At 69.7% G+C, this 22,702-nt stretch carries 22 protein-coding genes; 8 read left to right on the top strand and 14 right to left on the bottom strand.

Annotated features, from left to right (window positions below):
• Nucleotides 1–51: 51 nt before the first annotated feature.
• Complete coding sequence (locus tag ACVTJA_RS20670) at nt 52–510, top strand: SRPBCC family protein (RefSeq protein ID WP_465838523.1); 459 nt, start codon at nt 52–54, stop codon at nt 508–510.
• A gap of 25 nt (nt 511–535) precedes the next feature.
• Here ACVTJA_RS20670 and ACVTJA_RS20665 read toward each other — a convergent pair whose 3' ends face one another.
• From ACVTJA_RS20665 to ACVTJA_RS20655, 3 genes are read right to left on the bottom strand one after another with little or no spacing between them, the layout of a single operon-like run.
• Nucleotides 536–2,680, bottom strand: a complete 2,145-nt coding sequence (locus ACVTJA_RS20665) for an ATP-binding cassette domain-containing protein (protein ID WP_465838522.1) — start codon at nt 2,678–2,680, stop codon at nt 536–538.
• Nucleotides 2,677–5,379 carry an ATP-binding cassette domain-containing protein gene (locus ACVTJA_RS20660; RefSeq protein WP_465838521.1) on the bottom strand — a complete coding sequence of 901 codons (2,703 nt, stop codon included), beginning with the start codon at nt 5,377–5,379 and terminating at the stop codon, nt 2,677–2,679. Before ACVTJA_RS20660 ends, ACVTJA_RS20665 begins: the two co-directional genes overlap by 4 nt.
• Nucleotides 5,379–6,554 carry an HlyD family secretion protein gene (locus ACVTJA_RS20655; RefSeq protein ID WP_465838520.1) on the bottom strand — a complete coding sequence of 392 codons (1,176 nt, stop codon included), beginning with the start codon at nt 6,552–6,554 and terminating at the stop codon, nt 5,379–5,381. The genes ACVTJA_RS20660 and ACVTJA_RS20655 overlap by 1 nt, the downstream gene beginning before the upstream one ends.
• Nucleotides 6,555–6,598: 44 nt before the next feature.
• Between ACVTJA_RS20655 and ACVTJA_RS20650 the strand changes: the two genes are divergently transcribed.
• Entirely contained in the window at nt 6,599–7,036 is a 438-nt protein-coding gene (locus ACVTJA_RS20650) for a GNAT family N-acetyltransferase (RefSeq protein WP_465838519.1), read from the top strand.
• Nucleotides 7,037–7,048: 12 nt separating this feature from the next.
• On the opposite strand, the gene ACVTJA_RS20645 is transcribed toward ACVTJA_RS20650, so the two are convergent.
• The 6 genes from ACVTJA_RS20645 to ACVTJA_RS20620 form a co-directional block, all read right to left on the bottom strand.
• Nucleotides 7,049–8,248: a JmjC domain-containing protein gene (locus ACVTJA_RS20645; RefSeq protein WP_465838517.1), complete on the bottom strand. Its 1,200-nt coding sequence runs from the start codon at nt 8,246–8,248 to the stop codon at nt 7,049–7,051.
• Between the two features lie 126 nt (nt 8,249–8,374).
• Nucleotides 8,375–9,289 (bottom strand): class I SAM-dependent methyltransferase, encoded by a 915-nt coding sequence (locus ACVTJA_RS20640; RefSeq protein ID WP_465838515.1) that lies wholly within the window; start codon nt 9,287–9,289, stop codon nt 8,375–8,377.
• Between the two features lie 58 nt (nt 9,290–9,347).
• On the bottom strand, nt 9,348–9,605 hold the full coding sequence (locus tag ACVTJA_RS20635; protein WP_465838513.1) for a hypothetical protein: 258 nt from the start codon (nt 9,603–9,605) through the stop codon (nt 9,348–9,350).
• Between the two features lie 151 nt (nt 9,606–9,756).
• Nucleotides 9,757–11,019 carry an RNA polymerase sigma factor gene (locus ACVTJA_RS20630; protein WP_465838511.1) on the bottom strand — a complete coding sequence of 421 codons (1,263 nt, stop codon included), beginning with the start codon at nt 11,017–11,019 and terminating at the stop codon, nt 9,757–9,759.
• A gap of 35 nt (nt 11,020–11,054) precedes the next feature.
• On the bottom strand, nt 11,055–11,414 hold the full coding sequence (locus ACVTJA_RS20625) for a YciI family protein (protein ID WP_465838510.1): 360 nt from the start codon (nt 11,412–11,414) through the stop codon (nt 11,055–11,057).
• Nucleotides 11,415–11,509: 95 nt separating this feature from the next.
• Nucleotides 11,510–13,729 (bottom strand): hybrid sensor histidine kinase/response regulator, encoded by a 2,220-nt coding sequence (locus ACVTJA_RS20620; RefSeq protein WP_465838508.1) that lies wholly within the window; start codon nt 13,727–13,729, stop codon nt 11,510–11,512.
• 201 nt (nt 13,730–13,930) lie between these two features.
• On the opposite strand from ACVTJA_RS20620, the gene ACVTJA_RS20615 reads away from it, so the two are divergent.
• From ACVTJA_RS20615 to ACVTJA_RS20605, 3 genes are all read left to right on the top strand, one after another.
• Entirely contained in the window at nt 13,931–14,650 is a 720-nt protein-coding gene (locus ACVTJA_RS20615) for a hypothetical protein (RefSeq protein WP_465838507.1), read from the top strand.
• 85 nt (nt 14,651–14,735) lie between these two features.
• Nucleotides 14,736–15,161: a GAF domain-containing protein gene (locus ACVTJA_RS20610; RefSeq protein WP_465838505.1), complete on the top strand. Its 426-nt coding sequence runs from the start codon at nt 14,736–14,738 to the stop codon at nt 15,159–15,161.
• A 13-nt stretch (nt 15,162–15,174) separates the two neighbouring features.
• Nucleotides 15,175–15,846 (top strand): VTT domain-containing protein, encoded by a 672-nt coding sequence (locus ACVTJA_RS20605; RefSeq protein WP_465838503.1) that lies wholly within the window; start codon nt 15,175–15,177, stop codon nt 15,844–15,846.
• 1 nt (nt 15,847) lies between these two features.
• Here ACVTJA_RS20605 and ACVTJA_RS20600 read toward each other — a convergent pair whose 3' ends face one another.
• The gene (locus ACVTJA_RS20600; RefSeq protein ID WP_465838501.1) at nt 15,848–16,537 is read right to left on the bottom strand and encodes a hypothetical protein; all 690 of its coding nucleotides are present in this window, start codon (nt 16,535–16,537) and stop codon (nt 15,848–15,850) included.
• Nucleotides 16,524–17,174, bottom strand: coding sequence for a recombination-associated protein RdgC (gene rdgC, locus ACVTJA_RS20595; RefSeq protein WP_465838500.1), 651 nt, complete (start codon nt 17,172–17,174; stop codon nt 16,524–16,526). The genes ACVTJA_RS20600 and rdgC overlap by 14 nt, the downstream gene beginning before the upstream one ends.
• Nucleotides 17,175–17,275: 101 nt before the next feature.
• Between rdgC and ACVTJA_RS20590 the strand changes: the two genes are divergently transcribed.
• Nucleotides 17,276–17,950 (top strand): hypothetical protein, encoded by a 675-nt coding sequence (locus ACVTJA_RS20590; protein WP_465838498.1) that lies wholly within the window; start codon nt 17,276–17,278, stop codon nt 17,948–17,950.
• Between the two features lie 189 nt (nt 17,951–18,139).
• Complete coding sequence (locus tag ACVTJA_RS20585) at nt 18,140–18,547, top strand: hypothetical protein (protein ID WP_465838495.1); 408 nt, start codon at nt 18,140–18,142, stop codon at nt 18,545–18,547.
• Between the two features lie 179 nt (nt 18,548–18,726).
• On the opposite strand, the gene ACVTJA_RS20580 is transcribed toward ACVTJA_RS20585, so the two are convergent.
• Genes ACVTJA_RS20580 through ACVTJA_RS20570 form a run of 3 tightly spaced genes read right to left on the bottom strand, consistent with a single transcriptional unit; the run spans nt 18,727 to nt 21,810 of the window.
• A complete protein-coding gene (locus tag ACVTJA_RS20580; RefSeq protein WP_465838494.1) occupies nt 18,727–19,890 on the bottom strand; it encodes a hypothetical protein in 1,164 nt (387 codons plus the stop codon).
• The gene (locus ACVTJA_RS20575; protein ID WP_465838492.1) at nt 19,860–20,885 is read right to left on the bottom strand and encodes a hypothetical protein; all 1,026 of its coding nucleotides are present in this window, start codon (nt 20,883–20,885) and stop codon (nt 19,860–19,862) included. Before ACVTJA_RS20575 ends, ACVTJA_RS20580 begins: the two co-directional genes overlap by 31 nt.
• A gap of 22 nt (nt 20,886–20,907) precedes the next feature.
• Nucleotides 20,908–21,810 (bottom strand): hypothetical protein, encoded by a 903-nt coding sequence (locus ACVTJA_RS20570; RefSeq protein ID WP_465838491.1) that lies wholly within the window; start codon nt 21,808–21,810, stop codon nt 20,908–20,910.
• 141 nt (nt 21,811–21,951) lie between these two features.
• Here ACVTJA_RS20570 and ACVTJA_RS20565 point away from each other — a divergent pair, with 141 nt between their 5' ends.
• Entirely contained in the window at nt 21,952–22,374 is a 423-nt protein-coding gene (locus ACVTJA_RS20565; protein ID WP_465838489.1) for a hypothetical protein, read from the top strand.
• Nucleotides 22,375–22,702 lie beyond the last annotated feature (328 nt).

Raw genomic sequence — 22,702 nt, 5'->3', positions numbered from 1 at the left:
CCATTTTGTCCTTAATGTTCGTGCATGGCCTCGACCCGCATCAGTCTCCGCATGAATGCGCCCCGCGCGAGCGTCTATCGCGCGCTCCTGGATGCACGCGCCGTTGCGACGTGGATGGTGCCGGACGACATGACCAGCCACGTGCACACCTTCGAGCCTCGTGAAGGTGGCGCGTTCCGGATTTCGCTTACGTATGACGCGCCGACGGGGACCGGGAAGACGACCGCGCACACGGACACGTACCACGGCCGCTTCGTGAAGCTCGTGCCGGACGAGCAGGTGGTCCAGGTGGTCGAGTTCGAGACGACCCATCCCGGGATGCTCGGCGAGATGACGATTACCTTCACGCTCGCCGACGTGGATGGCGGCACCGAGGTCCTCGCCGTACACGACAACCTGCCGCCAGCGCTGTCACCCGCCGACAATGAGACTGGCTGGCGGATGTCCCTCGGGAAGCTCGCGGCGCTCGTCGAGGGGCGGCTACCGCTGCTTCCGAAACCGTCCCCCTGACGGTGCTTGGTCGGGGGAACGGCCATCACGGATGCGCAATCACCATGAGCGTGGACGCGCGCCGCAGCACGCACTCCATGACTCGCTTGAGGGTGATGGGGTCCAGCGCGGCGAAGCTCTCGTCCAGGATGACCAGGTCCGCCTTCTGTAACAGGGCCCTGCCGATGAACAGTCGGCTGCGCTCGCCATGGGAGAGCTGCCAGCCCGTCTCTCCCACCACCTGGAGGATGCCTCCGGGCATGCGGTCCAGCAGGCCGCCCAATTCCAGCTCGCGGCAGATTTCCTCCGCTTCGAGCAGCTCCGCCTGACCCGCGGGCCAACCCCGGCCCATGAGCAGGTTGAAGGCGAAGGGCGCGCTGAGCACGTGGTTCTCGTGGAACTGCGGCGCGGACACCACGCGCCGCCGCCAGCCGCGCGCCCCGAGCGTCACCCGGTCCAACCCGTGCGACAGGAGCAGCCCCTCCTCCGGTGCCCGCACGCCGGAGAGCACGGCCGCCAGGGTCGACTTGCCACAGCCCGACGGCCCCTCCAGCAACACCCGGTCCCCCTTCTTGAGGCTCAGGTCCACTCCCTGCAACACGGGCCGGCTGCGCCCGGGGTGGCGGTACGTCAGCCCCTGCATCTCGATGACCGTCGCCGGCGCTCCAGCAGGGTCGGCGCGGGGCCCACGCGCGGCGAGCAGCCCCGGCGACTGCTCGCCCTGGACGCGCGAGGCCGCCTGGAACATGCGGTCCACTGCCTTCCACGCAATCGCCGCGCCCGCCACCCGTGACAACCCCAGCCCGGCACGCTGGAGTCCCTGACGCGCGAGCAGCACGCCTCCGACGCTCACCGCGAGCAGCGGCGCCGGGACATCGCGGCCGAGCAGGGCCGGGAGCATCCCCATCAGCCCCAGGAGGAGCCACGCCCGAGGCACGAAGGTGGTCAGCATCACCAGCCGCCGGTCCATGCGCCGCGACACGTCCTGGTAGCGCTCCAGGGCCGCGTCCTCCCCGTGGTGCCACTGCTCCAGGCTCTCCTGGACCAGGCGCGTGCGGTGGCCCTGCATGCGCTCGCTCAGCTCGTGGGTGAGCCGCAGGCGCTGCGAGGTCCACTCCCGCCGCAGCTTCCAGTACCCCGTGCCAAGCGCCACGGCGCCGCCCAGCGTCACGGCCAGCAGCCCCAGGTGCCACGGGCCGCTCGCGCCCGCGGCGAGGACTCCGGCCGCCAGGAGCAGCTCCAGCACCGCCAGCAGCGCCTGAACCCCTCCGCCCGAGGCCATGGACTCCATCGCCTCCGACTCGATGACCCGGCTGAGGAGCTGACCCGCGCCCTCCTGGCGAATCTCATCCGGCTCCAGGAACAGGGCTCCCGCGAGCAGGCGCCGCTTGAGCAACCCCGCGCCTTCCAGGGACAAGCGCCCCGCCGTCCACGCACCGAACATGCGCAGAGGCACCAGCGTCAGCAGCAGCAACCCCCAGCCCAGCAGCCAGCCGTGGTCGAGCTGCCCCTCGAGCGCGCCGCGTCCAATCATCCACCACGACAGCAGCCACCCACCGTAGGCGGCGAGCTGCGCCAGGATGAACAGGGCGAACCGGATGTGCAACCGGTGCTGCTTCACCTGGCTCCAGAAGGAAGCGCTCGGGGGATATCGCAGCAGCCAGCACCCGCCAATCCACCGCGCGCGGAGCTGGTGGAGGAGCAGCGCCGAGCGCACCCGCTCCTGCTCGCCCTCGGCGACGTGGGCCGTGTCGAGCAATCGGCGGATGTAGCCATCCCGCGTGGCCTCCTGCTCCTGGCAGAGTGCCTCGTGCACCCGGCGCAGCGGGACGCGCACCCGCCGCAGGCCCGGCGCGAGCAGCTCCATGTCCTGGCCGTGGCTCTTCACCAGGAGCAGGAACCGGGGCGGGCCCTCCTCGGCGATGCGCACCAGCGCGGGGCCCGCTCCGGACAGCATCCGCGCCACCTCGGGATAGATGGCGCCCACCGCCTCCGCCTCCAGCCCGAGCCAGCCCGCCGCATCCTCGAGCCAGGTGTTCCAGGCCTCCGACGAGTCCCCGAGCAGCGCCAGCGGCGGCGGGGGAACGGGCGACGACGTCCGGTGCGAGAGCCCGCTGGCCCCGGCGAGCGTGGGGAGCGCCTCACCGAGCTGCGGCCCGGACCAGGCCAGGGTGTCCCAGGTCTCCGTCATGTCCGCTGCTCCTGCGCCCGGGCCTGGCCCTTCCCGCCGGCCAACCAGACGCGCCGCCACGTCGTGCCGCCCCACAAGGTCTCGCGCGCCTCGTCTTCCGCCTCCAGCAGCGCCCGGTAGCGCGTCCCCGGGCTCGCGAGCACCTCGGGCGCCCCGTCCTCGACGAGGTGCTTGTCCTCCACGACCAGCACCCGTGGGAACGCGCGCGTCTCACTCACGTCGTGGGTGATGCACACCAGTGTGGCGTCCTTCCAGAAGGCGCGCGCACGGGCCAGGAGCGTCTGGCGCTGCACGCGGTCCAGGCCCCGGAAGGGCTCGTCCAGAATCACCAGCCGTGCCCTGGGACGGTACAGCGCGCGCCCGAAGCGCAGGCGCTGTCCCTCCCCTCCCGATACCAGTCCGCCGCCCTCGCCGAGCACGGTCTGCAGTCCGTCGGGGAGCGCCTTGAGGATGCCCACCAGGTCCGCCTGCGAGAGCGTCTCCTCGTGCAGCGCGCCCGAGGCGTCCGAAGCCCCATAGGTCAGGTTGTCCAGCAGCGGCCGGTTCCAGAGCTGCGCCGCCGGGTCCACCCACGCGATGTGCTGCCGCAGCCACTCGACGCGGGCGCCCTCGAGCGGCGCGCCATCGACGGTGACGCTCCCGGCCGAGGCCTGGTGCCAGCCGAGCAGCACTCCCGCGAGCGTCGACTTGCCCGCACCGGACGGGCCGACGATGGCGACATGCTCACCGGGCTGGATGGACAGCTCGATGTCCTCCAGCAGGGTGTGGCCCGACGCGGAGACGGTGACGTCATCCATCTCGATGGAGACCCCGAGGGCGCCACCGGGCTCGCGTGGGGTGTCCTCCGCGGAGACCAGGGGCCGCTTCGCATCCGGAGCGATGGGCGAGCCCAGCGGCTCGAGCAGGCGCAGCGTGGTGTTGCGCTGGGCGGGGTACTCCAGCGCCACCGAGAGGAGCTCGCGGCCGAGCATGGCCACGTTGAGCAGCCAGTAGACGAGCAACAGGGCCGTGCCACTCTCCGGGCCACCGGGGACGTGGTGCAGCAGCAGCCACGCCGCGAGCCCGAAGCCGAGCAGCGTGCCCAGGCCCTCGAACAAAGCCACCGCGCCATGGAAGCGCAGGCCCGCCTCCATCCAGTGGACGAGCAGTCCCTCGTGCTCTCTGCGCACCGAGCGCTCCGCGCTGTGGGTCTTGATGGTGACCAGCCCCACGAGGCTGTCCAGGTAGAAGCGCGCGAGCGCGCCGCTGTGCGTCCGCATGCGCATGTCGGCCTGCGACAGGAAGGGCGAGGCCAGCACCGGGAGCAGCACCATCGCGAGGCACAGCAGCAGCGCGGGCAGGACGCTCCCCGGCGCCAGCAGGATGATGCCCACGGTGGTGACCGCCAGCTCCAGCAACGTGCGCAGGGCCCGCTCGCCCAGTTCGGGGAGCAGCCGGAGCCGGTAGAGCTCGTGTCCGCGATGCGCCATGTCGGAGCTCAGGCGGCTCTGGAAGTAGCGGTCCCCCAGGTAGGGCAGCTTGCGCAGGAACTCCACGCGCAGCAGCAGCTCCAGGTGGCGCCCGACCTGGCGGACCTTCCACGCGGTGGGCAGCTCGACGAACAGCAGGCCCAGCCCCAGCAGCATGAAGACGCCAATGCCCGCCATGCGCTGCCAGGGCAGGACGAAGGTGCTCGTCAGCGCGAACACCCCACGGAACAGCAGGGCCTCCAGCACCGCCGCCAGTGCGGCGAACAGCAGGCCCGCCAGCACGGGCCAGGGCCTGAAGTGACCATCGGCGCGTAGGAAGCCCCAGAGCTGGCGCATGGGGCGCTCGGGCTGATGCTGGAGCGCCGCGGCGAGCTCGCGCCCCAGGGGCTGCGTGGGCTCTGCGCCAGTCCCTTCCGCGCCGCGCCTCACGCCACGGATGCGCACCAGCACGGCGCCGCGCACCGTGACAGGGTCTTCGTCAGAGTCCTCCACTCCAGCGGGCCGCGCCGACCAGTACAGGTGGGGGATGACGTCGAGCGGCGCGTCGGACGCGCCCACGTGCTCGAGCACGGAGTCGAGCAACTGGATGGCCGAGGCCCCTGGCCGCACGGCGCCGCCGCGCAGCAGTTCCTGGAGCATCCGCGTCGCCGCATCCAGCTCCGCGATGGGGCGCCAGCCGGGCTGCGTCAGCCGGGAGTCGATGAGACACCGGGCCTCGTCGGACGGCAGGCCCAGGCTCACGAGGTGCTCCTGGAGGGCGGCGCGGAACTCGGGGCCGCTGGCCCAGCCGCGCCACGTATCGCCCGGGACGTTCATGGCGTGGATGTAGAGCTCGCGCAGCAACTGCTTCACGGGCATCCAGCGCCGGCCGGCCGCGGGGTCCATCATCTGCACGAGCGGCCCCTGGCGCCGCCACACGACCACGAAGTGGGCGGTGCTGTTGGGCAGCCGCATCACCAGGATGGCGGGCAGGGCCTTCGCGGAGGGCAGCAGCAGATGGTCCACAGGCATCAGCACCTGCTCGGCGTCCAGGCCCAGCCGGACGGCCACGTCCTCCATCGTGTCGATGGACGTCCCATCCAGGTCGGTCTGGCAGGCCTCGCGCAGCCGGCCATAGCTGACGGGGATGCCAAAGCCCTCACAGAGGCACTTCAGCGTCGCGGGGCCGCAGTCCATGTTGGACGTCTGGACCACCTCGGGGACCAGGAGCCTTCTTCGGGATGCGTTCATCAGCGGGTGTCTCCTGGGGTCTGTGGCTCCAGCAGCCGTCCCGCGGCGCGCAGCACGAGGAGGGCCGGGGAGATGCGCTCCACCTCGACCTCCACCGTGCCGGGGAGGCCATGCTCGCGAGGGAGCCTGGAGCCGCGGCCGGGGGGAATCGCCAGCTCGACCCGGATGGAGCCGTCGCGGGCCTGCGCCGCCACCGCGGAGACGGTGGCCGTCAAGCCGCCGTACTGCGTCCAGGGAAAGCCATCCAGGTGGACACGGGCGCGCTGCCCCACCTGGACGCGCCCGAGCGCCGCCTTCGGGGAGAACTGCGCGATGACCTTCACGTCCTCGCGCGGGACGATGGAGGCCACCACCTGCCCCACCTTGACCGTCTCCCCCACATGCAGCGGGGAAATCTCTCCGAGCGTCCCGTCCTGGAGCGCTCGAATCTGGTGGAGCGAGATGAGGTGCTCCAACCGCTGCACCGTGGTGGTCCGGACCTCGCGCTCTCCGCGCAGGGTGGCCAGCTCGTCCTGGAGGTGCAGCAGTCGCTCGCGCTGGGAGTCGGACCGGGCGCGGATGTCGAGCGTCGCGCGCTCCGTCATCAGCCTCCGGGCCTCGGCGGAGGCTTCACTCTGCCGGGACTCGGAGAGGAGCCGGTTCGCCTCCGCCTCGCTCACGACGCCACGCGCCCGGAGGCCGGCGACGCGCTGGGCCTCGTCATCGGCGAGCTGGGCCTGGAGGCGGGCGCGCTCCTTCTCCGCGCGCGCCGCGTCCCGGTCCAGCGTGGACATCCTCACCTCTCCGCGCGCGCTGGACCTGGCGGTGGCGATGGCCTCTTCGAGCACCTGCTCGCGGGAGTCCAGCGCCTGGAGGCGGGCCTGCTCCTCCGCGAGCTGAAGGCGCAGGGCCGTGGAGTCGAGCTCCACCAGCACCTCGCCCTTGCGCACCTGGCGGCTGAGCGTGAGCCCGGCGGAGACGACCTGACCCTCGACGGCGGCTTCGACGGGACCGGCCGCGCCGCTGACCTCGAGCTGGGACTGGGTGGAGGGCTCGTAGACCGTCACCTTCGCCAGCAGGAACCAACCCAGCCAGGCTCCCGTCACGAGCACGCCCAGCAGGGCCATCAGCCGCATGGCCGGGCCACCGTCGACGCGCACCGCGCGAAGCGAGTTGAGGAAAGTACCTTCGTGCATGGCTCCCCCTTGCCTCCTGCGCCATCGCGTTCAAGGTACGGCCCATGAACGCCTGCTCCATCCGTCCCGTCCGCGCCGAGGACGTTCCCCTGCTGATGGACCTGTGTGGCCAGCTCGGCTATCCCGCCTCCCGCGCCGAGCTCGAGGAGCGCTTCGCCCACCTGAGCCAGAGCCCCGGTCAGGGGCTGTTCGTGGCGTTGAAGGAAGACGGCGCTCCCATTGGCTGGCTCCACGTCCAGGAGCGCCCCGCCCTGCACACACCGCGCGCTGCTGAGGTCACCGCGCTCGTCGTCGACGCGGCCCACCGGGGAGCCGGCTGTGGCCGGGCCCTGATGGCGCGCGCGGAGCAGTGGGCGCGAGAACAGCACTGCCGGCTGCTCACCCTGCGCTCCCGCGCCGACCGCGAGAACGCCCACCGGTTCTACGAGTCGCTTGGCTTCCAGCGCGCTTCCAGCAGCTACAAATTCACAAGGACGCTCTGAGCGCGGGCCAGGTCAGGCCGGAGCCCGGACGAGGATGCCGCGTGCCACGAACTGGGTGAGCACGTCCTGCACCTGGGGCCAGTCGAAGTCCCGGTCCCACCCGAGCGCGCGCTCCGCGACGAACTCCGTCTGCGTAGCGAACTTCTCGACGAAGGTGAGCGCGGACTCGGGCAGGGCCAGGTGCGTGCGGTCTCCCGCGTAGACATAGACGTCCGTCTCTCCACGGGCCTCCTCGGAGGGCGCGAGGCAGTAGCGGACGGGCACGGCGGTGGCGCGCCGCAGGCGCTCCTGGCGCTCCACCGGGGCGGGAGGAACGGACGGGGCGCGGTGGTGGTGCTCGCCCACCTCGGCGCTCCACTCGCGGTGGAAGACACTCAGGTCCATCTTGCCCAGCGAGTCCCGCAGGTCCGCGATGCACTGCTCGAAGAGCTCCTTGACGTGCTCGGGGACGGCGCCGGACGTACGCTCCGCGCCGGTGTTGAGTGGGAAGCCCCGGCGCCACCGGGCCTTCTTGCCGAACTCCTCCTTCAGCACGTCGACGATGAGCTTGAAGATGGGCCGGTGCCCCATGGCCACGGACAGGTGCAGGGTGTGGCCCACCGCGCGTGGCGCATGCCAGACACCGGGAGGCATGTAGAGGAAGTCGCCGGGGCCGAGCGTGACTTCATGGAGCTCGGCGAGGTTCGGCATCACCACGGGCTGGTCATCGTAGACGCCGGCGACCTCGCCGGGCCCCACGACGTAGGCGCCATTGTGGGGAGCCTCGACGGCGGGCGTGAGGCCGTAGTGCCAGTGCTTGTGCCCGTCGACTTGCAGGATGAAGTTGTGGTGGACGTCCCAGTGCATCCGGTAGCCGATGTCGTCCCTGGAGGCGAAACAGAGCACCTTGTCCACGAAGGAGTTCTTGCCGGAGGGAAATTGCAGGCTCGCGCGCAGTCCGTCCATCAGCGCGGCGATTTCGGGGAGGTGGTCCACGCGGCCCACCGTCACGAGGCCCGCCTCGTACATGTCCTGGACCTGGGAGGGCTGGATGGGAATCGCCTTGGAGGCGGGAGTCCCATTGACGACGGTGTCGAAGGCGGCGGTGGTTTCCCGCATGGGAAGGCTCCGCCAGGTCTTCTCGGTGTAGATGCCCGCGAACTTGTCCTTCGAGCCGGGGACGATCAGCGTCTTCTTGTCGTAGTACTCCGCGAAGAATTCCTCCGGAGTCATCGGGGCGATCAGTCGGGCAAGGGTCGAATCGAGCTCGTGAGGCATGGCGTCACATGAGTGGAGGGAGAAGAAGGAAGGGAGCGGCTCCGAGGAGCCCGAGGGACGCTCGGGCTCCCCGAAGTCTCGTCAGTCGATCATCAAGCGGACCGCGAGCCCGCCACGAATGCCGGTGCGGATGGTGAGCTTCTTCTCCGCCTTCTTCTGCTCCTCCTGCTGCTCGGTCTTCTCGATGACCTTGTCGCTGTTCATGGGTGTGTCCTTCCAGGTGCAGGAGGGTCTGGAGTGAGGGGTATGCAGTGCCTCCTGCTGACCATGTAGATGGAGCGGCTCCGGCATGTGACGCTCCAGCACGCCGTGACGCTCTTCCGGAGGAAGCTCTGGAAGGCAGCCAGGCGGGGGAGCGCACCTGCTCTTCGCGTCAGGGCACGCCCACGGCCTTCGCAGGGCCGCGTCCAGGGTGGCACTGTCCGCGTGACGAAACACTCCGGGTCCATTCGAGCCCGGGATGGGCAGAGACACCTCCCGGTAGCGTTCGAGCATCCTCCGGCCCAGCGAGGCCCAGGGGACGCGAGACGGCTCGGCCCAGGAGGCGATGACGAACGCGCCACCAGGCTTCAGCGCGCGGTGGATGCACTGGAGCGCCCGCTCCGGCTCACGCATGTACATCAAGCCCCACCGCAGGGTTGCCACATCGAAGGCCCCCTCCCCCACCTGAAGCGATTCGGCATCGGCCACGAGGAACTCGACGTTCGTCAGGCCTTCCCGGTGTGCCCTCTCGCGTGCGATTTGCAGCACGCCCTCCGCCGGGTCCGCCGCCAGCACGCGTCCATGCGGCCCCACGCGGTGGGCCGCGGGCAGGGCGGGCTCACCACGTCCTGCGGCCACGTCGAGGACCTGCATCCCCGCCGAGACACCCGCGAGGTCGAGCATGCGCTCACTCACGGGACGCGTGAGCCTCGCTTCCATCTCGTCGTGCCGTCGCCAGAACTCGACCGACCTGGCCCGGGCCGCTTCCTGCTGCTTCCGTTCAGCGTCTTCCATGCCCGCGAGCCCCTCGACCTTTCTTGTCAGCGACCGAGGATAACAAGCCGAGCTCGTTTCAGGCTCCGACCGCCACCTTCGCAGGACGCGGCTTGCCATTACGCTCGGTTCGGCCCGGCGATTCCGTCGCGGGCTTCGTGTCCACTCGCTTCAACGTGCCTCGGCTGATGGTCGACGCCGTGGCCGTCTGGCGTTCGGACCGCGAGCCCTTTCGGCGATGCTTCCGCACCCACCACAGCGTCACGCCGGCCACGGCCACCAGCGCGCCCAGGCGCGTCATCCTCGTGAACAGCGGCAACGGGTCAGGAACAATCATTCGAGCCTCCGGAGCAGGACAGACCACGCCCGGTCTGCACCCTGGATGCCATCGATGCGCCCTCGTGACACCGGGCGGTTGAGCACAACCTGGAGCATCGAGTGCTCCAGACTGGCGCACCGGATTGGCGCAATCGCTCCATCCTGGAGCCCTACGCGTTCGCGCAGTCCCGCAGTCGCTTCTCCAGGAACCGCCGCTCCGTCTCATTCCGCGCCAGCGCGAGCGCCGCCCGGAAGTGCTTCCGCGCCGCGTCACGATGCCCGAGGCGAAGCTCCATTTCCCCCAGTGCCGCGGGGAAGAACGGGTAGCTGTCCAACCGCTCGCGGTCCTCAATCGCCTGAAGCGCTTCGAGCCCGCGCTCGGCCCCGTCTCGCTCGCCGATGGCGATGGCTCGATTGAGCGCGACCACCGGCGACGGAGCGACGTCCATCAGCCTGTCGTACAGCGAAACGATGGCACCCCAGTCCGTCTCCTCCAGGCTGCGCGCGCTCGCGTGGACCACGGCAATCGCCGCCTCCAGGTGATACGGCGTCATCTCCTCCCCCGACGCCGAGCGCTCGAAGAGCGCGAGCCCTTCCTCGATTCGCCGTGCATCCCAGCGCGACCGGTCCTGGTCCACCAGCGCGCTCAACTCACCCGCCGAATCAATCCGCGCCGGAAGCCGAGCCGCATGGAGACACATCAGCGCCGCGAGCGCATACGTGGTGGGCGTCGCGGCCGGCGGATGCTCCAGCAGCAACGCCGTCAGCCGAATTGCCTCCTCACACAGCTCCGCCCGCACCGCGCCCTTCGCGGACGCGCCGTGGTAGCCCTCGTTGAACAGCATGTACAGCGCACGGCGGACCGTCTCCAGGCGCGAGGAGAACTCCGCATCCGCCAAATCAAACAACTTCCGAGAGCCCGCGAGCACCTTCTTCCCGCGCGAGACTCGCTTCTCGATGGCCGCCCGGCCCGTGAGGAACGCGCTCGCAATCTCCGGCGCACCAAAGCCACACAGGATGTTGAGGATGAGCGCGAGCCGCGCCTCCTCCGGCAGCCTCGGGTGGCAGCATGAGAACATCATCCGGAGCTGCTCATCGCGAATCGTGTTCGCGGCGAACGCCTCGTCAATCAGCGGCGCGAGCGTCCACTCCGTTTCGAGCAACCGCCCCAGCTCCGGAGCGAAGGTGCGCGCCGTCCGCTCGCGCCGCACGATGTCCAGCGCCCGGTTCTTCGCCGCCAACATGAGCCACGCGGACGGGTTCTCCGGGATGCCGCGCGTCTTCCACACCTCCATCGCCCGGCAGAAGGCGTCCTGCACCACGTCCTCCGCCAGCCCCAGGTTGTGCACGCCGAAGATGCGGGTCAGGGCGGCGACCATCCGCCCCGCCTCGCGCCGGAAGAAGTGCTCGTTCAATTCCAGCAGGGACGCCACGGCAACAGCCTATGTCGCGCGAGCGTAGCGGAGCATCATGACAGCATCCCCTTCATCACCGCGCGCACCTCCACCGAGCCGCCCCCTTCGACGATGGGACAGCCCTTCGCCAGCTCCACGGCCTGCTCCAGGTCCTTCGCCTCGATGACGATGAAGCCCAGGACCAGGTCCTTCGTCTCGGCGTACGGGCCATCGGTGACGACCTTCTGCTTGCCGCGGACCACCGCACCCGCCCGGTCGAGCGGTTGCCCCGGGTCCTTCAGGTGCCCCTTCGCTTCCAATTCCCGAATCCACGCCAGCCACGTCTGCAGACTCCGCTGCGCGCGCTCGGGCGTCCCCATGGCCTCTCGCTGCTCCGCCTCGGTGGACCGGAACAGATAGACGAACTCACTCATCGGATGACTCCTCGTGTCACACCCGCTGCCGGGTGCTTCAGGCCCTCAACGTCCCACCGGAGGGCCTCCGGACATCTATTTTCGGGAGGCCATTTTCAGGACGCCGCGCCCACCTGGGCCTCGGAGGCGGACAGCACCTCGCGCAGGCGGACGATGTCCACGGGCTTCACCACGTGCTCGTCGAAGCCGGCCTGCATGGCGCGAGCCCGGTCCTCCTTCAGCCCGTACCCCGTCAGGGCGATGAGCTTCGGCCCGCGCCCCGCCTCGGACTCGCGCAGGGCCCGGGCCACCGCGTAGCCATCCAGCCCCGGCAGGCCGATGTCCAACAGGACGACGTCGGGCCGCAGCTCGCGCGCCTTCTCCAGACCCGTCGGGCCGTCCTCCGCCTCGTAGACGGTGTGCCCGTCCTCTTCCAGCAGCTCGCGCACAAGCTGGCGGCTGTCGGCGTGGTCCTCCACCAGCAGGATGCGCCGCCGGGCCACCGGGCCGGCCGTGCCGGCGCGGGACTGGGGCGCCTCCCTCGACGCGCCGCGCGGCAGGACCACCGTGAAGGTGCTCCCGTGCGCGATTCCCTCGCTCCGTGCCACCACGGTGCCGCCGTGCAATGCCACCAGGCGCTTCACCAACGTGAGGCCCACGCCCAGCCCGCCCTGCGAGCGATCCAGGGTGTGGTCGGCCTGGAAGAACAAATCGAAGACGCGCGGCAGCACCTCCGGCGCGAGGCCCACGCCGGTGTCGGAGACCTCCAGCACCACCTGCTCCGCCTCCGCGCGCGTGCGCACGGTGACGCGGCCTCCGGCCGGCGTGTACTTCAGCGCGTTGGACACCAGGTTGGTGACCACCTGATACAGGCGATTCTCGTCGCCCTCCATCGGCGCCGGCTGCACGTCGACGACGACCTGGTGCTCCTGCGTCCGCCCCGAGGACTCCAGCGCGGCGATGGCGCGGCGCACGCACTCGCCCAGGTCCATGGGGCCCTTCTGGAGGGTGATGCGGCCGCTGCTGACGCGGGCCACGTCGAGCAGGTCATCCACCAACCGCGCCAGGTGGAAGGCCTGCCGCTCCACCAGGGCCCGCGTGCGCTCGCGCCGCGTCTCGTCGCGGGCCACGGAGAGCACCTTCACGCCGCTGGTGATGGCGGACAGCGGGTTGCGCAGCTCGTGCCCCAGCATGGCCAGGAACTGGTCCTTCGCGCGGTTGGCGGCCTCGGCCTCTGCGCGCGCGGCCTCGGCCTCGCGCATCTTCGCGCGCAGGGCCTCTTCCCGCTCGGCCACCAGCGCGGTGGTGCGCGCGAGCGCCACACGCACCTCCTCCATCTCGGAGATGGCGGTGGTGTCCAGCCGGGCGAAGGCGGCGGGTGTCGCCGCGCTGTCCGTGGCCGCGCGGGCCAGGGCCCTCAGCGGGTGGGTGATACGGCGGCCCATCAACGTGGCCCAGCCCGCGGCGACGGCACAGCAGACCAGCCCCGCCACCATGAGCACCAGCGTGGAGCGCTTCACGGGCGCGGAGATGACCTCCCGAGGCGCGGAGAACACCATCGTCCAGGGAACCACCTGCGAGCGGGACACCGCCGAGTACGCCTCCATCCCATCCACCGTCACCGAGGGGAAGAAGCCCTCACTGCCCGCGGCGCGCATGCTCGCGATGAAGGACGCGTGCGCCGACATGCCGACGAAGCGCTCCGCGCCGCGGCTGCGCGAGAGGATGACGCCTTCCTCGTCCACCACCGTGCCCACCCACTCGCGGGGAATGCGCTGGTCGGACCAGAGCCGGTCGAAGTGCTGCATCGAGTAGTGCGCCAGCAGGATGCCGGTGACGCGCTCCTCATTCCGCACCGGCATGGCCACCACCACCGTGGGCGGCCCCTGCATGCGCTTGAACGGATAGTCCGAGATGACCGGCCGCCCCGTCTCCAGCACCTGGCGCAGGTAGGGACGGTCCACCTCGCTCGACACACTCTCACCATAGGGCGTGTCGGTGGTGAAGAGCGTCCGTCCCTCCGTGTCCATCAGCGCCAGCGACGTCCACGGCTGCCGCGAGCGGACGACGGACTTGCACGTCGCGTAGAAGGTCTTCAGGTCGCCCCGCGCCAGCGGCTCGGAATGGGAGAGCACCTCCAGCGCGCGGATGGACTGTCCCAGCTCGCGGTCCAGGGCCAACGCCAGTGCCCGGGCCGTCTCGCGCATGCCCTGCTCACGGGCGGTGCGCTGCGAGGCGGCGAAGCGGTCCAACACCGCCGCCGTGAAGATGACGATGGGGACGAGCAACCCGAGGGCGAGCAACGCGAGGTGGAAGCGTAACGGACGCGCCTTCATCGACCGGATTCCAGGAGGAGCTCGAGCATGGGAGAGGCCGGCGCCACCAGGCGGCGCCGGCTCGCATCCTGCCCCGCTCCGGTGGCGACACCTACCGTCCTCCTCCGGATTGGCACGGGTTGAACAGTCAGGCCCGAGCGGATGTGCGCCCGCCCGGGCTATCGTGGGACCCGTCCCGCCCGAGCGGGAAAGGGAGCCGCCGTGAGACTCGCGACAGGGATGCTGGGCGCCGTGCTGGCGGTGCTGGCCGGCTGCGCGCCCACCACGATGAGCCCCATGGGCATCCAGCTGGTGCCCGGCCCTCCGGACCACGTGACGAAGCGGCTGGGCCTTCGCTCCGGCCCCCGGCTGAGCGTGCCCATCCAGGCGCCGGAGGACTTCCGGGGCAACCGCGAGCCCTTCTCCTCCCCTCAGTGGAGCGTCGCCTACGACGTGGACGTGCTCATTCCAATCGGAGGCAGCACCGACGTGCACGTGGGCTTCCAGGGCGAGCTGGGCTGCTCCGCAATCGAGGCCACCTGCCCCGTCCCCCTGCCCGGCTATGGCCTGTCCATGGGCCTGTCCCACTATTTGCAATTCGGTGGCGTGAGCGTGGCGCCCGCGGTGATGTTGCGCGGGGCCACCGACTTCGGCATCGGCACGCTGGGAGGCCCGGGCAGCGTGGTGGGAGTGGAGGCCTCCGCGTCCATCGGCCTGCACCTCGACGACACGGTGGTGGGCGTGGTGCCCTTCTACGGCGTGCACCGGCTCGTCATCTCGGACCGGAACGCGACGGCCACCTACGGCGGCCTGGCGCTCGCGGGGCACTTCGAGCTGGACGACGGCGATTTCATCGAGCTCACCGCCGGCGGCGGCCTCGTGCGGATGCGCGGCGTGCAGCCGTGGTGGGTGCCCATCTTCGGCATCCGCGGCGGGCCGTGAATCCAAGGGCAACGTCGACTGCCACATGCTTGCCGGGCCGGTGCGTTGACCGGCTCGCGAACGGGGGCGCACAATCCGGCACGCCATGAGCGTGAACCCCCTCTCGTATCAGGCGTGGCTGGAGTCCTTCGCCGCCGAGCACGGCGCGTCCGCGGGCACCGTCCACCTTCAGCGTGGCACCGATTTGGAGCTGGTCGCCGCGCTCAACATCCCACCGCCCGTGTTGGACGCCGTCCGCCACGTGCCGTACGGCAAGGGCATGGCGGGGCTGGCCCAGGTGCGCAAGGCGCCGGTGCAGACCTGCAACCTGAAGGAGGATGACAGCGGGCGCATCAAGCCGGGCGCGAAGGCGGTGGACGCGCGCGCGGCGGTGGCGCTGCCCGTGCTGGACGCCACCGGCCAGGTGCGCGCGGTGGTGGGCATCGCCTTCATGACGGCGGGAGAGATTCCCGCCGAGCGCGAGCAGTCGCTGATGTCCGCCGCGGCCCGGCTCCCCGTCGCGGATGCTTGAGCCCACGCGGGGATTGACGCCTCCGAGCCCGGAACGAGCGCGCGCCATCGCGGGCTGGGTGGCCTTCTGCGCGCTGCTGCTGGCGCTCGTGCTGGTGCCCTTCGCCCTCTTCGGCGCGGACGTGGACTCGGTGGCGCAGCGGTTCCTCGCCGCGCGGCCTCCGGCGTGGCAGGTATCGCTGGTGCTGGGCGGGCTGCTGGCCGGAGACATCCTCCTGCCCGTGCCCTCCAGTCTCGTGAGCACCGCGGCCGGAGGGCTGCTGGGCTTCTGGGGCGGACTGGCCACCAACTGGCTGGGGATGATGGCGTGCTGCGCGCTGGGCTACGGCCTGGGCGCGCGAGCGGGCACGTCGGCCCTGCGGCGCATGGCCGGTGAAGCGGAGGTGCTGCGGCTGGCGCGCGCCTATGAGCGGCTGGGCCCGTGGTTCCTGCTGGTGTTCCGCGCGGTGCCGGTGCTGGCGGAGGCCTCCGTCGTCTTCGCGGGCACCAGCCGCATGTCCCGGCGGAGCTTCTTCACGGTGTGCGCGCTGTCCAACCTCGGCGTGGCCGCCACGTATGCGGCCCTGGGCGCCACCGCTGCGGAGTGGGAGTCGTTCCTCGCCCTCTTCGCGGGCATGGTGCTGGTGCCCGGGCTCGCGCTCGCGTGGGTGCGCGGGCGAAGCCGCGCACCCGTGGCGTCGCGCTGAATCAGGCCCGAGCGGCCCGGGCCTCGCGGCCCTTGGCGCGGGAGGCCTTGGAGAGCGCGTCGGCGCCCTTCTCCTCGCCGCGCATCCACGACTTCATCGCCGGCACCACCTGCTTGCTCCAGGCCTTGCCCGCGCGGATGGCGAGGTACTCAATCACCAGCGCGTCAATCATCGCGGAGAGCTGCTCGATGAGGAACAGGCGCTCTGAAATCTGGTCGTCCTCCTCCTCGCTCATCAGCGCCGGCAGCTTCGCCGCGCGCACGTCGAGGAACTCGGAGTCCAGCGTGACTTCGTACTCCTTCTCGCCATTGGTGAACCGCAGCCGCGCCTGGGCCACCAGCAGGCCCCGGTCCAGCGAGTGCTTCACCTGCTCGGAGTACGGCGCCAGGGTGCCCTTGGCGCTCATCTCGGTGACGTCGCCGGCCACGCCGCGCAGCACCACCCGGCCCATGAAGAGCACGGTGACGCCCTCGCCCTCGTGCTCGATGAGCACGTCGCCGGACTCGGAGCGCCAGAGGAGCCACGTGAGGAACTCGCGGCCCAGGTAGGCCCGGCCGCGCAGGAGCGCTTCGCGGGCCTTGCCCTTCTCGACTTCGGCCTCGTCCTGCTTCTCCTCGGTGGCGACGCCGTCGACGCCCGTCTCACCCCGCATGAAGGCCGCTTCAGCCCGAGCCTGCTCACGCTTCGCCATGGGACACCTCCTCCACCGCCGTCGCCGGCAGGTCCATGCCAATCAGCTCCGCCGTGGGCCCCAGCGAGGCCTCGTCGAGTCCCTCGGTGCGCGCCTGGTCCGCGGGCGTCATGCCGATGAACTTCACGCCGAGCGCGCTCTCCAGCGCCACCGTGATTTCGTCCACCGTCTTGCGCGAGGCGGCCCAGACCTGCACCTGCTGCGTCTTCAGGTTCCAGCTCACGTCGAGCACGGCGGTGCGGGGCGTGGCGCGGTTGCGCAGCATCTGGCGGACCTCGGCCTTGAAGGCCGTCTTCTCGCCGCGGCTGGGCGGACGGTCATTCTCCTTCTCGAAGGCAGCGGCCCACTTGGTGAGCTCGGCCTTCATGGCGGCGGCGGGCACCTTGATGGAGTCGATGCGGAAGGCGAAGAGCGCGTACTCGCCGTAGAAGAGGCGGCTGGTGGGGAACTCGATGGAGTCGGCGTTCTCCAGCTCCACGAAGCCGGCCGCGCGTTCCTCCTCGGACTTGCGGTCGATGGGCTCGAACGCGTGCGCCTTGAGGCCGCGCGTGAGCCAGCGCTTGATATCAGAGGGCGCTTCCTTCGCCGGTTCAGCCCGGAAGCGCGAGAAGGTGACAGCACCACGAAGGACAGGCATGGGGCGCGGCAGGATGGGGGGACCGCGACTCGCCGTCAAGGCACTCCCTGTCGCTGGACGGCCCCTGCTCCGGGAATGCGCTTTCGGAGTAGGTTTCCCGCATGTCCCGTTTCCTCTCCTTCGTGCTGGTGTGTGTGCTCCTGCCCGGATGGGCGTTCGCGCAGGACACCGTTTCGCCGGTGCCCGCGGATGACTCGGTGGCCGCGCCGCCGCTCGTGCCCGCGCCCGAGCAGGTGGAGCCGGAGCCCTTCGTCCCGGAGGCCGGGGAGCCCGAGGTCATGCAGGCCTCGAGAGGAATGCCGACCGCGCCGCGCATCCTGCTGGAGACGCTGGCCGGAGGCACGGGCATGTTGTTGATGGGAACGGGCGGCTTCGCGCTCGGAGTGGTGACGACGGAGTGCGACCTGTTCGAGACGGACTGCTCGACGGCGGCCATCATGGGCCTGTCCGGCATGGCGCTCGGTTCGGCGATTGGAACGTGGACCTCGGGCAGCTTGATGAAGGGCCGGGGCGGGTTCTTCAGCACGCTGCTGGGCGCCATCATCGGCACGGGCTCGGGGCTCGTCCTGGTGGCGGCGGCCAACGACTCGCTGGGCGTCGTCGGCTTGTTGGCCATGCCCACGGTGGGCGCGGTGATGGGCTACGAGCTGTCGGGGAGCGTGGACCGGTCGCCCGACTCGCACTTCTCGCTGACGAAAGACCGCATGTCCGTGGTGCCCGCTTTCGGCACCACGCCGCGTGGCGGGTTCATGGGCGGAGTCTCCGGCCGGTTCTGAAGAAGCCGCGGAAGCGAGCGCGCCCCAAGAATCTCGCGACCAGGAATTCCCCCGCCATTCGTATTGCGAGCGGGACGGCGAAGGCGTCCGGCAAAGGCCCGATGCACTCCGTCCCCGGGCCGCGCGTTCGCGTGGCCGCGAGACCTCGCGTCTCGTCACTCCATTCGACTGCATTCGCAGGGGGATTCCATGTTCAAGAAGATGATGGTGCATTCGTCGCTGCTCGCCGTGCTCGCTGGCTGTGGCGGCGCGGAGATGGGGGAGCAGAACGAGGCTCAGGTGGTGCCCGTGGACGAGGCCACGCCGCTGGCCACGCAGACCGCCGGTGAGACGGGCACCCTCCTGCCGGGCGAGACGCGCGGCTTCCCATCCTGGTACGGCCTGGAGACCAAGGTCAGCATCACCGGCTACGGCGCGACCTTCGAGCCCACCGACGTCCACATCTGGTGCACCACGGGCAAGCCGGAGCACGACCAGTGGTTCACCGTGCAGCAGAACCAGTACTACACGTTCCACTGGTCCTGCTGGGGCCGCCGCATCTGGGTGCACAACCTGGGCACTCAGACGCAGCAACTCCTGACCGTCGTCACGGAGTAGCCATTCCGCGGGGCTGCCAGGGTTTCCCGCCGGGAAACCCTCGCATCGCGGGTCCGGGGGAGTCCCTTTCATGAGCCAGCGGGCCTTCGTGCTACAGGCGCGACGGAACCCTCATCATATTGGCGTCACCGGAGCGCCTTGGCTTTCATCGCCAGGTAGCTTTCGAATCCGCCCCAGACTCAGGGGAGCAACAACACCTCCGAGCCCTCACTGTCCCTGAGGACCAGGGTCGCTCGCTCCCCACCACAAGTGAGCGTCGCGTCCGGCCTGCCATCCCGTGACACCAGGGTCTGAGCCTGCTTCCGCATCCCCACCGCATGGACTTCGCTCCCAGGCTCGACTCCCTCCAGCGCCATGGCCAACACATACGTACTTCCAGGCGTCGAGCACATCTGCCCCGCGACCCGTCTGGCGCTACGAAGTGCTGTCGCCCCCAAGACCCGTGCAAGTGGCTTTCTGCCCACGAAAGGATCGAAGAGCGCTCCGCCGCGATCAAAGCAGAGCATGCGGTCCAGCGGCCGGGAGTAACCGCAGGTGATGACCGGCGGTTCCCCCGAATGGGCGGTGAAGGACTCGGCCCTCGTCAGGTCTACATCGAAGCGCGCGGTGCGCTGAATGACCTTGGAACTCAGCGTCGCGCCGAAGAGCTTGCCCGAAGGCGCGCCCTGGAAGATGCCCATCCCGAATGCGAGAACATCACACGAGTTCTTCCACGGCATGGCAGTGACCGCGTCCGTTTCCCGAAGCTCCACCGTCGTGGAACTTCCGGAGCCAGGGAAATGGACAGCCGCGAAAGTGTGCCCGGCCGCCTCTCCGAGCCAGCTTCCGCGCGGGTCCATCGGTGGAATCGCCTCACCGTTGAACGAGATGTCCTCGAGCGCATCGAATCGGACCGGAACAGCACCGCGTGTCTCCAGCACTCCAAGCGGTGAATCACACAGCACCTGCTGGACCTGCCCTTGGTCAACCGCATGGCGCGGCGTGCAGGGCAGCGCATGCACCGTCATGGAGCCACTCCCACTCGCGATACCCAGCGCAGGTGGGCTCGCGAGGCCCACGAGCACTCCACCTGCCAACAATGGAAGCGCGAACGTCACCTGCTCGCCGACCCGCCACTTCCCCTCGTGTTCCGTAAGCCTGACCTGCCGACTTCCTCCCGAAGGCTTGGCGGACATGCGTCGGGCGGAGAAGGCCGGACACTCCTGCTTTGGGACGGGAGCCTGCCTGGGGACCCCGGCACAATCTGGCCGCTCATCCCGGTCCACGCGCTTGCAGAAGCGGATGCCGAAGTCCCGCATGAACTCGGCCTGCATCAGGTCGATGACGAGGTTGGCGTGTCCCATCCCTTCGAGGATGTTGAGGGATTGCTGCTCCAGCCCTCCCCCACTGGCCGGGGCGGTCCCGGCATGAGCGTTGCCAATTGGGTCGACACGAGCGCCAGCCGCTCAGCCTCCAGGGGATGGGTGCTCGTGAAGAGCGGGAGCAGTGCACGGCCCCGCTTCGCCTCAAGCATGTCACACATGGCCCGGTCCACGGCCCACGACACGATTTCCGGTCCCGCCGGTAAGGGGGACTCGTCGACTGAACGCGGGAGGGCGGCACCCTGGTTCAGGTGCTTCTCCCACTCCCGCAGACGCGTCGAGGCCACCCACAGCCTCAACATGCCCAACGCCACGCCCGCGCCAAGGTCCGTCTTCTTCTCCGTAGCGGCGGCCTCCCGGGCAATCGGGAGGAGGATGCGCGCGGCGTCCTCGTCCGCGCGGAACTCCTGGGCGAGACGTGGGTCCCGCTCATCGCGCAGGCCACAGCTCTGGCCAAAGGAGCGCCATGTTTCCTTGGCGTCCAGACGAAGGTCGATGGGCGTGGCCGCGGGGAGGAAGCGACCCGCGTCCCCGTGCGCGATGTGAGACATCTCGTGGGCGAGTACGTAGATGAGCCCGAAGCTGAGGACTCCCCGCCTCCGGTCCTCGGCGCTGACCGCCGCGAGCCCCTCCGCGGAGCAACGCAGCACCGCGCCCTTTTCCTTGGGTTCGCACAGGCCCGCCACGCTGTAGGCATCTGGCAGCCCCGGCTTCACGCCCGGAGTTCGGGGGCACCGGCTGGGATTTGCGTCGACATCGCGAATCAGCTCGATGACCAGCGAGCCCTCGGAGCGCGGCCCGTTGATGACCACGTCCTTGAAGGGCAGCGCCGGAGCGGAGGCAGGCCACTCCGCGCGGATTCGCTGCATCGCGGCCTGGACGTCCGCCTGCAGCGACGAGTCCAACCGGCAGGCGGGCGTCTGCGCCAGCCCGCGCCCGGCCAGGAGCAGGACGAGCGCGAGGACGAAACGGGGCATGTCACCGGGCATATGGCGACGGCTACCGCTTCTCGGGTGGGAAGACGACGTACTTGACAGTGCTCTTGCACTTGTCGCGCAGCCGAGGCCATTTCGCATAGGCATCCCGCAGGAACTGCTGCGTCGCCAGCTCGGCCAGTTGGAGCGCCGCGCGATGCGCCGTCTTGTCCCAGGCCACGAGCATCTTCTTCCCGGAGGCGGACTCGGGCCCATCCTTGTTCATGGCCGTGTGGTCGAGAATGCCCGGCGGGCATCGCTTGGGTGTATTACCAAACGTGCCGCTGACCAGACCCGGAATGGCTTCGAGCCGTTTTGCGCCAGCTTCGGTCCAGAGCGGGATGACGAGCGCTGCGGAGAAGGGCTTGCCCTGCTCCGCCATGAGCTCGACGTAGTTACTATGAGAATAGAAGTCCTGGATGCCGTGCGCAGCGCGGCCGAGCAGCAGCATGACCTGCTCGGCGCGCTCGTCCGTCAATTCATCCGTGCCGACGAAGTCCTGATTCTTCTCCACCTTGTCGAGCATCTCGTGGATGAAGCCGACGCCCTCGCTGAAGGCACAGTTGTCGAAGTGCGCCTTGGCCGCCGGCTGCATGAGGATGTCCTGGTACCACTGGGCCGCGGAGAAGGCTTCGGAGCACCGTCCGGCGATACCAGCCAGTTTGGTATGAATGGTCACCTTGAAGGCAGGGTCGTCGGTGAAGACACGCCGGGACGATTCGGGCGGCGTCTTGGCAAAGCCCTTCCAGCCCTTCGGAATCGTGAGCGGCGGCTCCGTGGTGGCGGTGGGTGGAGGCGCGCCTCCATCCGGGGACTTCGCCATCTTCGTGCTGCCGGCGCTGGCGGGTTGCCACGCGCAGAGCACTACGAAGAGGACCAGCGCATGGCCACGGCACAGCTGGCCCGAGAAGGGAATACGGAGTGTCACGGGTGCCCCCAGTTCATTGTGCTCGAACGACCGCCGTCGTCGGTCGCTCCCACTCTATATCAGGCAATTCCTATCATGCGTTCCACTTCGTGGGACTCCCCCGGATAGGCTCGCGGCCGCACCTGAACAAGGGAGAGCAAGATGCCTTCGCAGGTGGGTGGGAAACGTCTCATGGGAGTGGGATTGGTGGCCGCACTGGCTGTGGTCCTGAGCAGCCTTCCGTGGGTGACTTCGGCGGCCCCGCCTCCAGCAACACCGGAGAGTCCGCATCTCATCAGCGGGGACAATGCCCGGGAGCTCATCGCCCGCTTTCGTGCTGGAGCCGCCCCCGGAGCTGTCCGCTCGCACGCCCTGGACCGAAGTGCCTTTGACGCGCCCCTGGTACAACCCGGCGCGGCGGGCATCCGCATCTATTACGGCCGGTATGCCGATGGAACGGATACCTTCGTGCTCTACGCCACCGGCAAGAATGGTCAGGAGCTGCCCCAACTGGTGGCGAATCGCACGAGGGCTTGTCCTCCATTCAGTCCCGACGAGGAGACCGAGGCGGGCGCTCTCAAATAGCTGCCCGACTCGCCCAGGTCACCTCTGCTTGCAAAGCCAGAGAGAGCAGAGCGCATTCCTGCCCAGCCTCTGCGCTCAGGACGGCTTCTGCTCCTCCGGCCCTGCCCCCGAGGACTCGCGTGACGTACCGCGTGGACGGGCCGCGTCATCTGGAACTCGGAGGTGCCGAAGTGGAGCGTCAGCATCGACGCCACATGCAGCCAGGCTGGCAGGGGGCACATCCGCCTCGTCGGCACCCTGGGCGGCGACCTGTGAGGGCACGTCACGAAACCACGCTGTTCACGTCCAGACGCTAGCGGCACTTCAGGGGCCCGCACCCCTGCTCCGC

Source organism: Pyxidicoccus sp. M6 (assembly GCF_055568925.1).
This window is presented reverse-complemented; position numbering and strand designations above follow the sequence as displayed.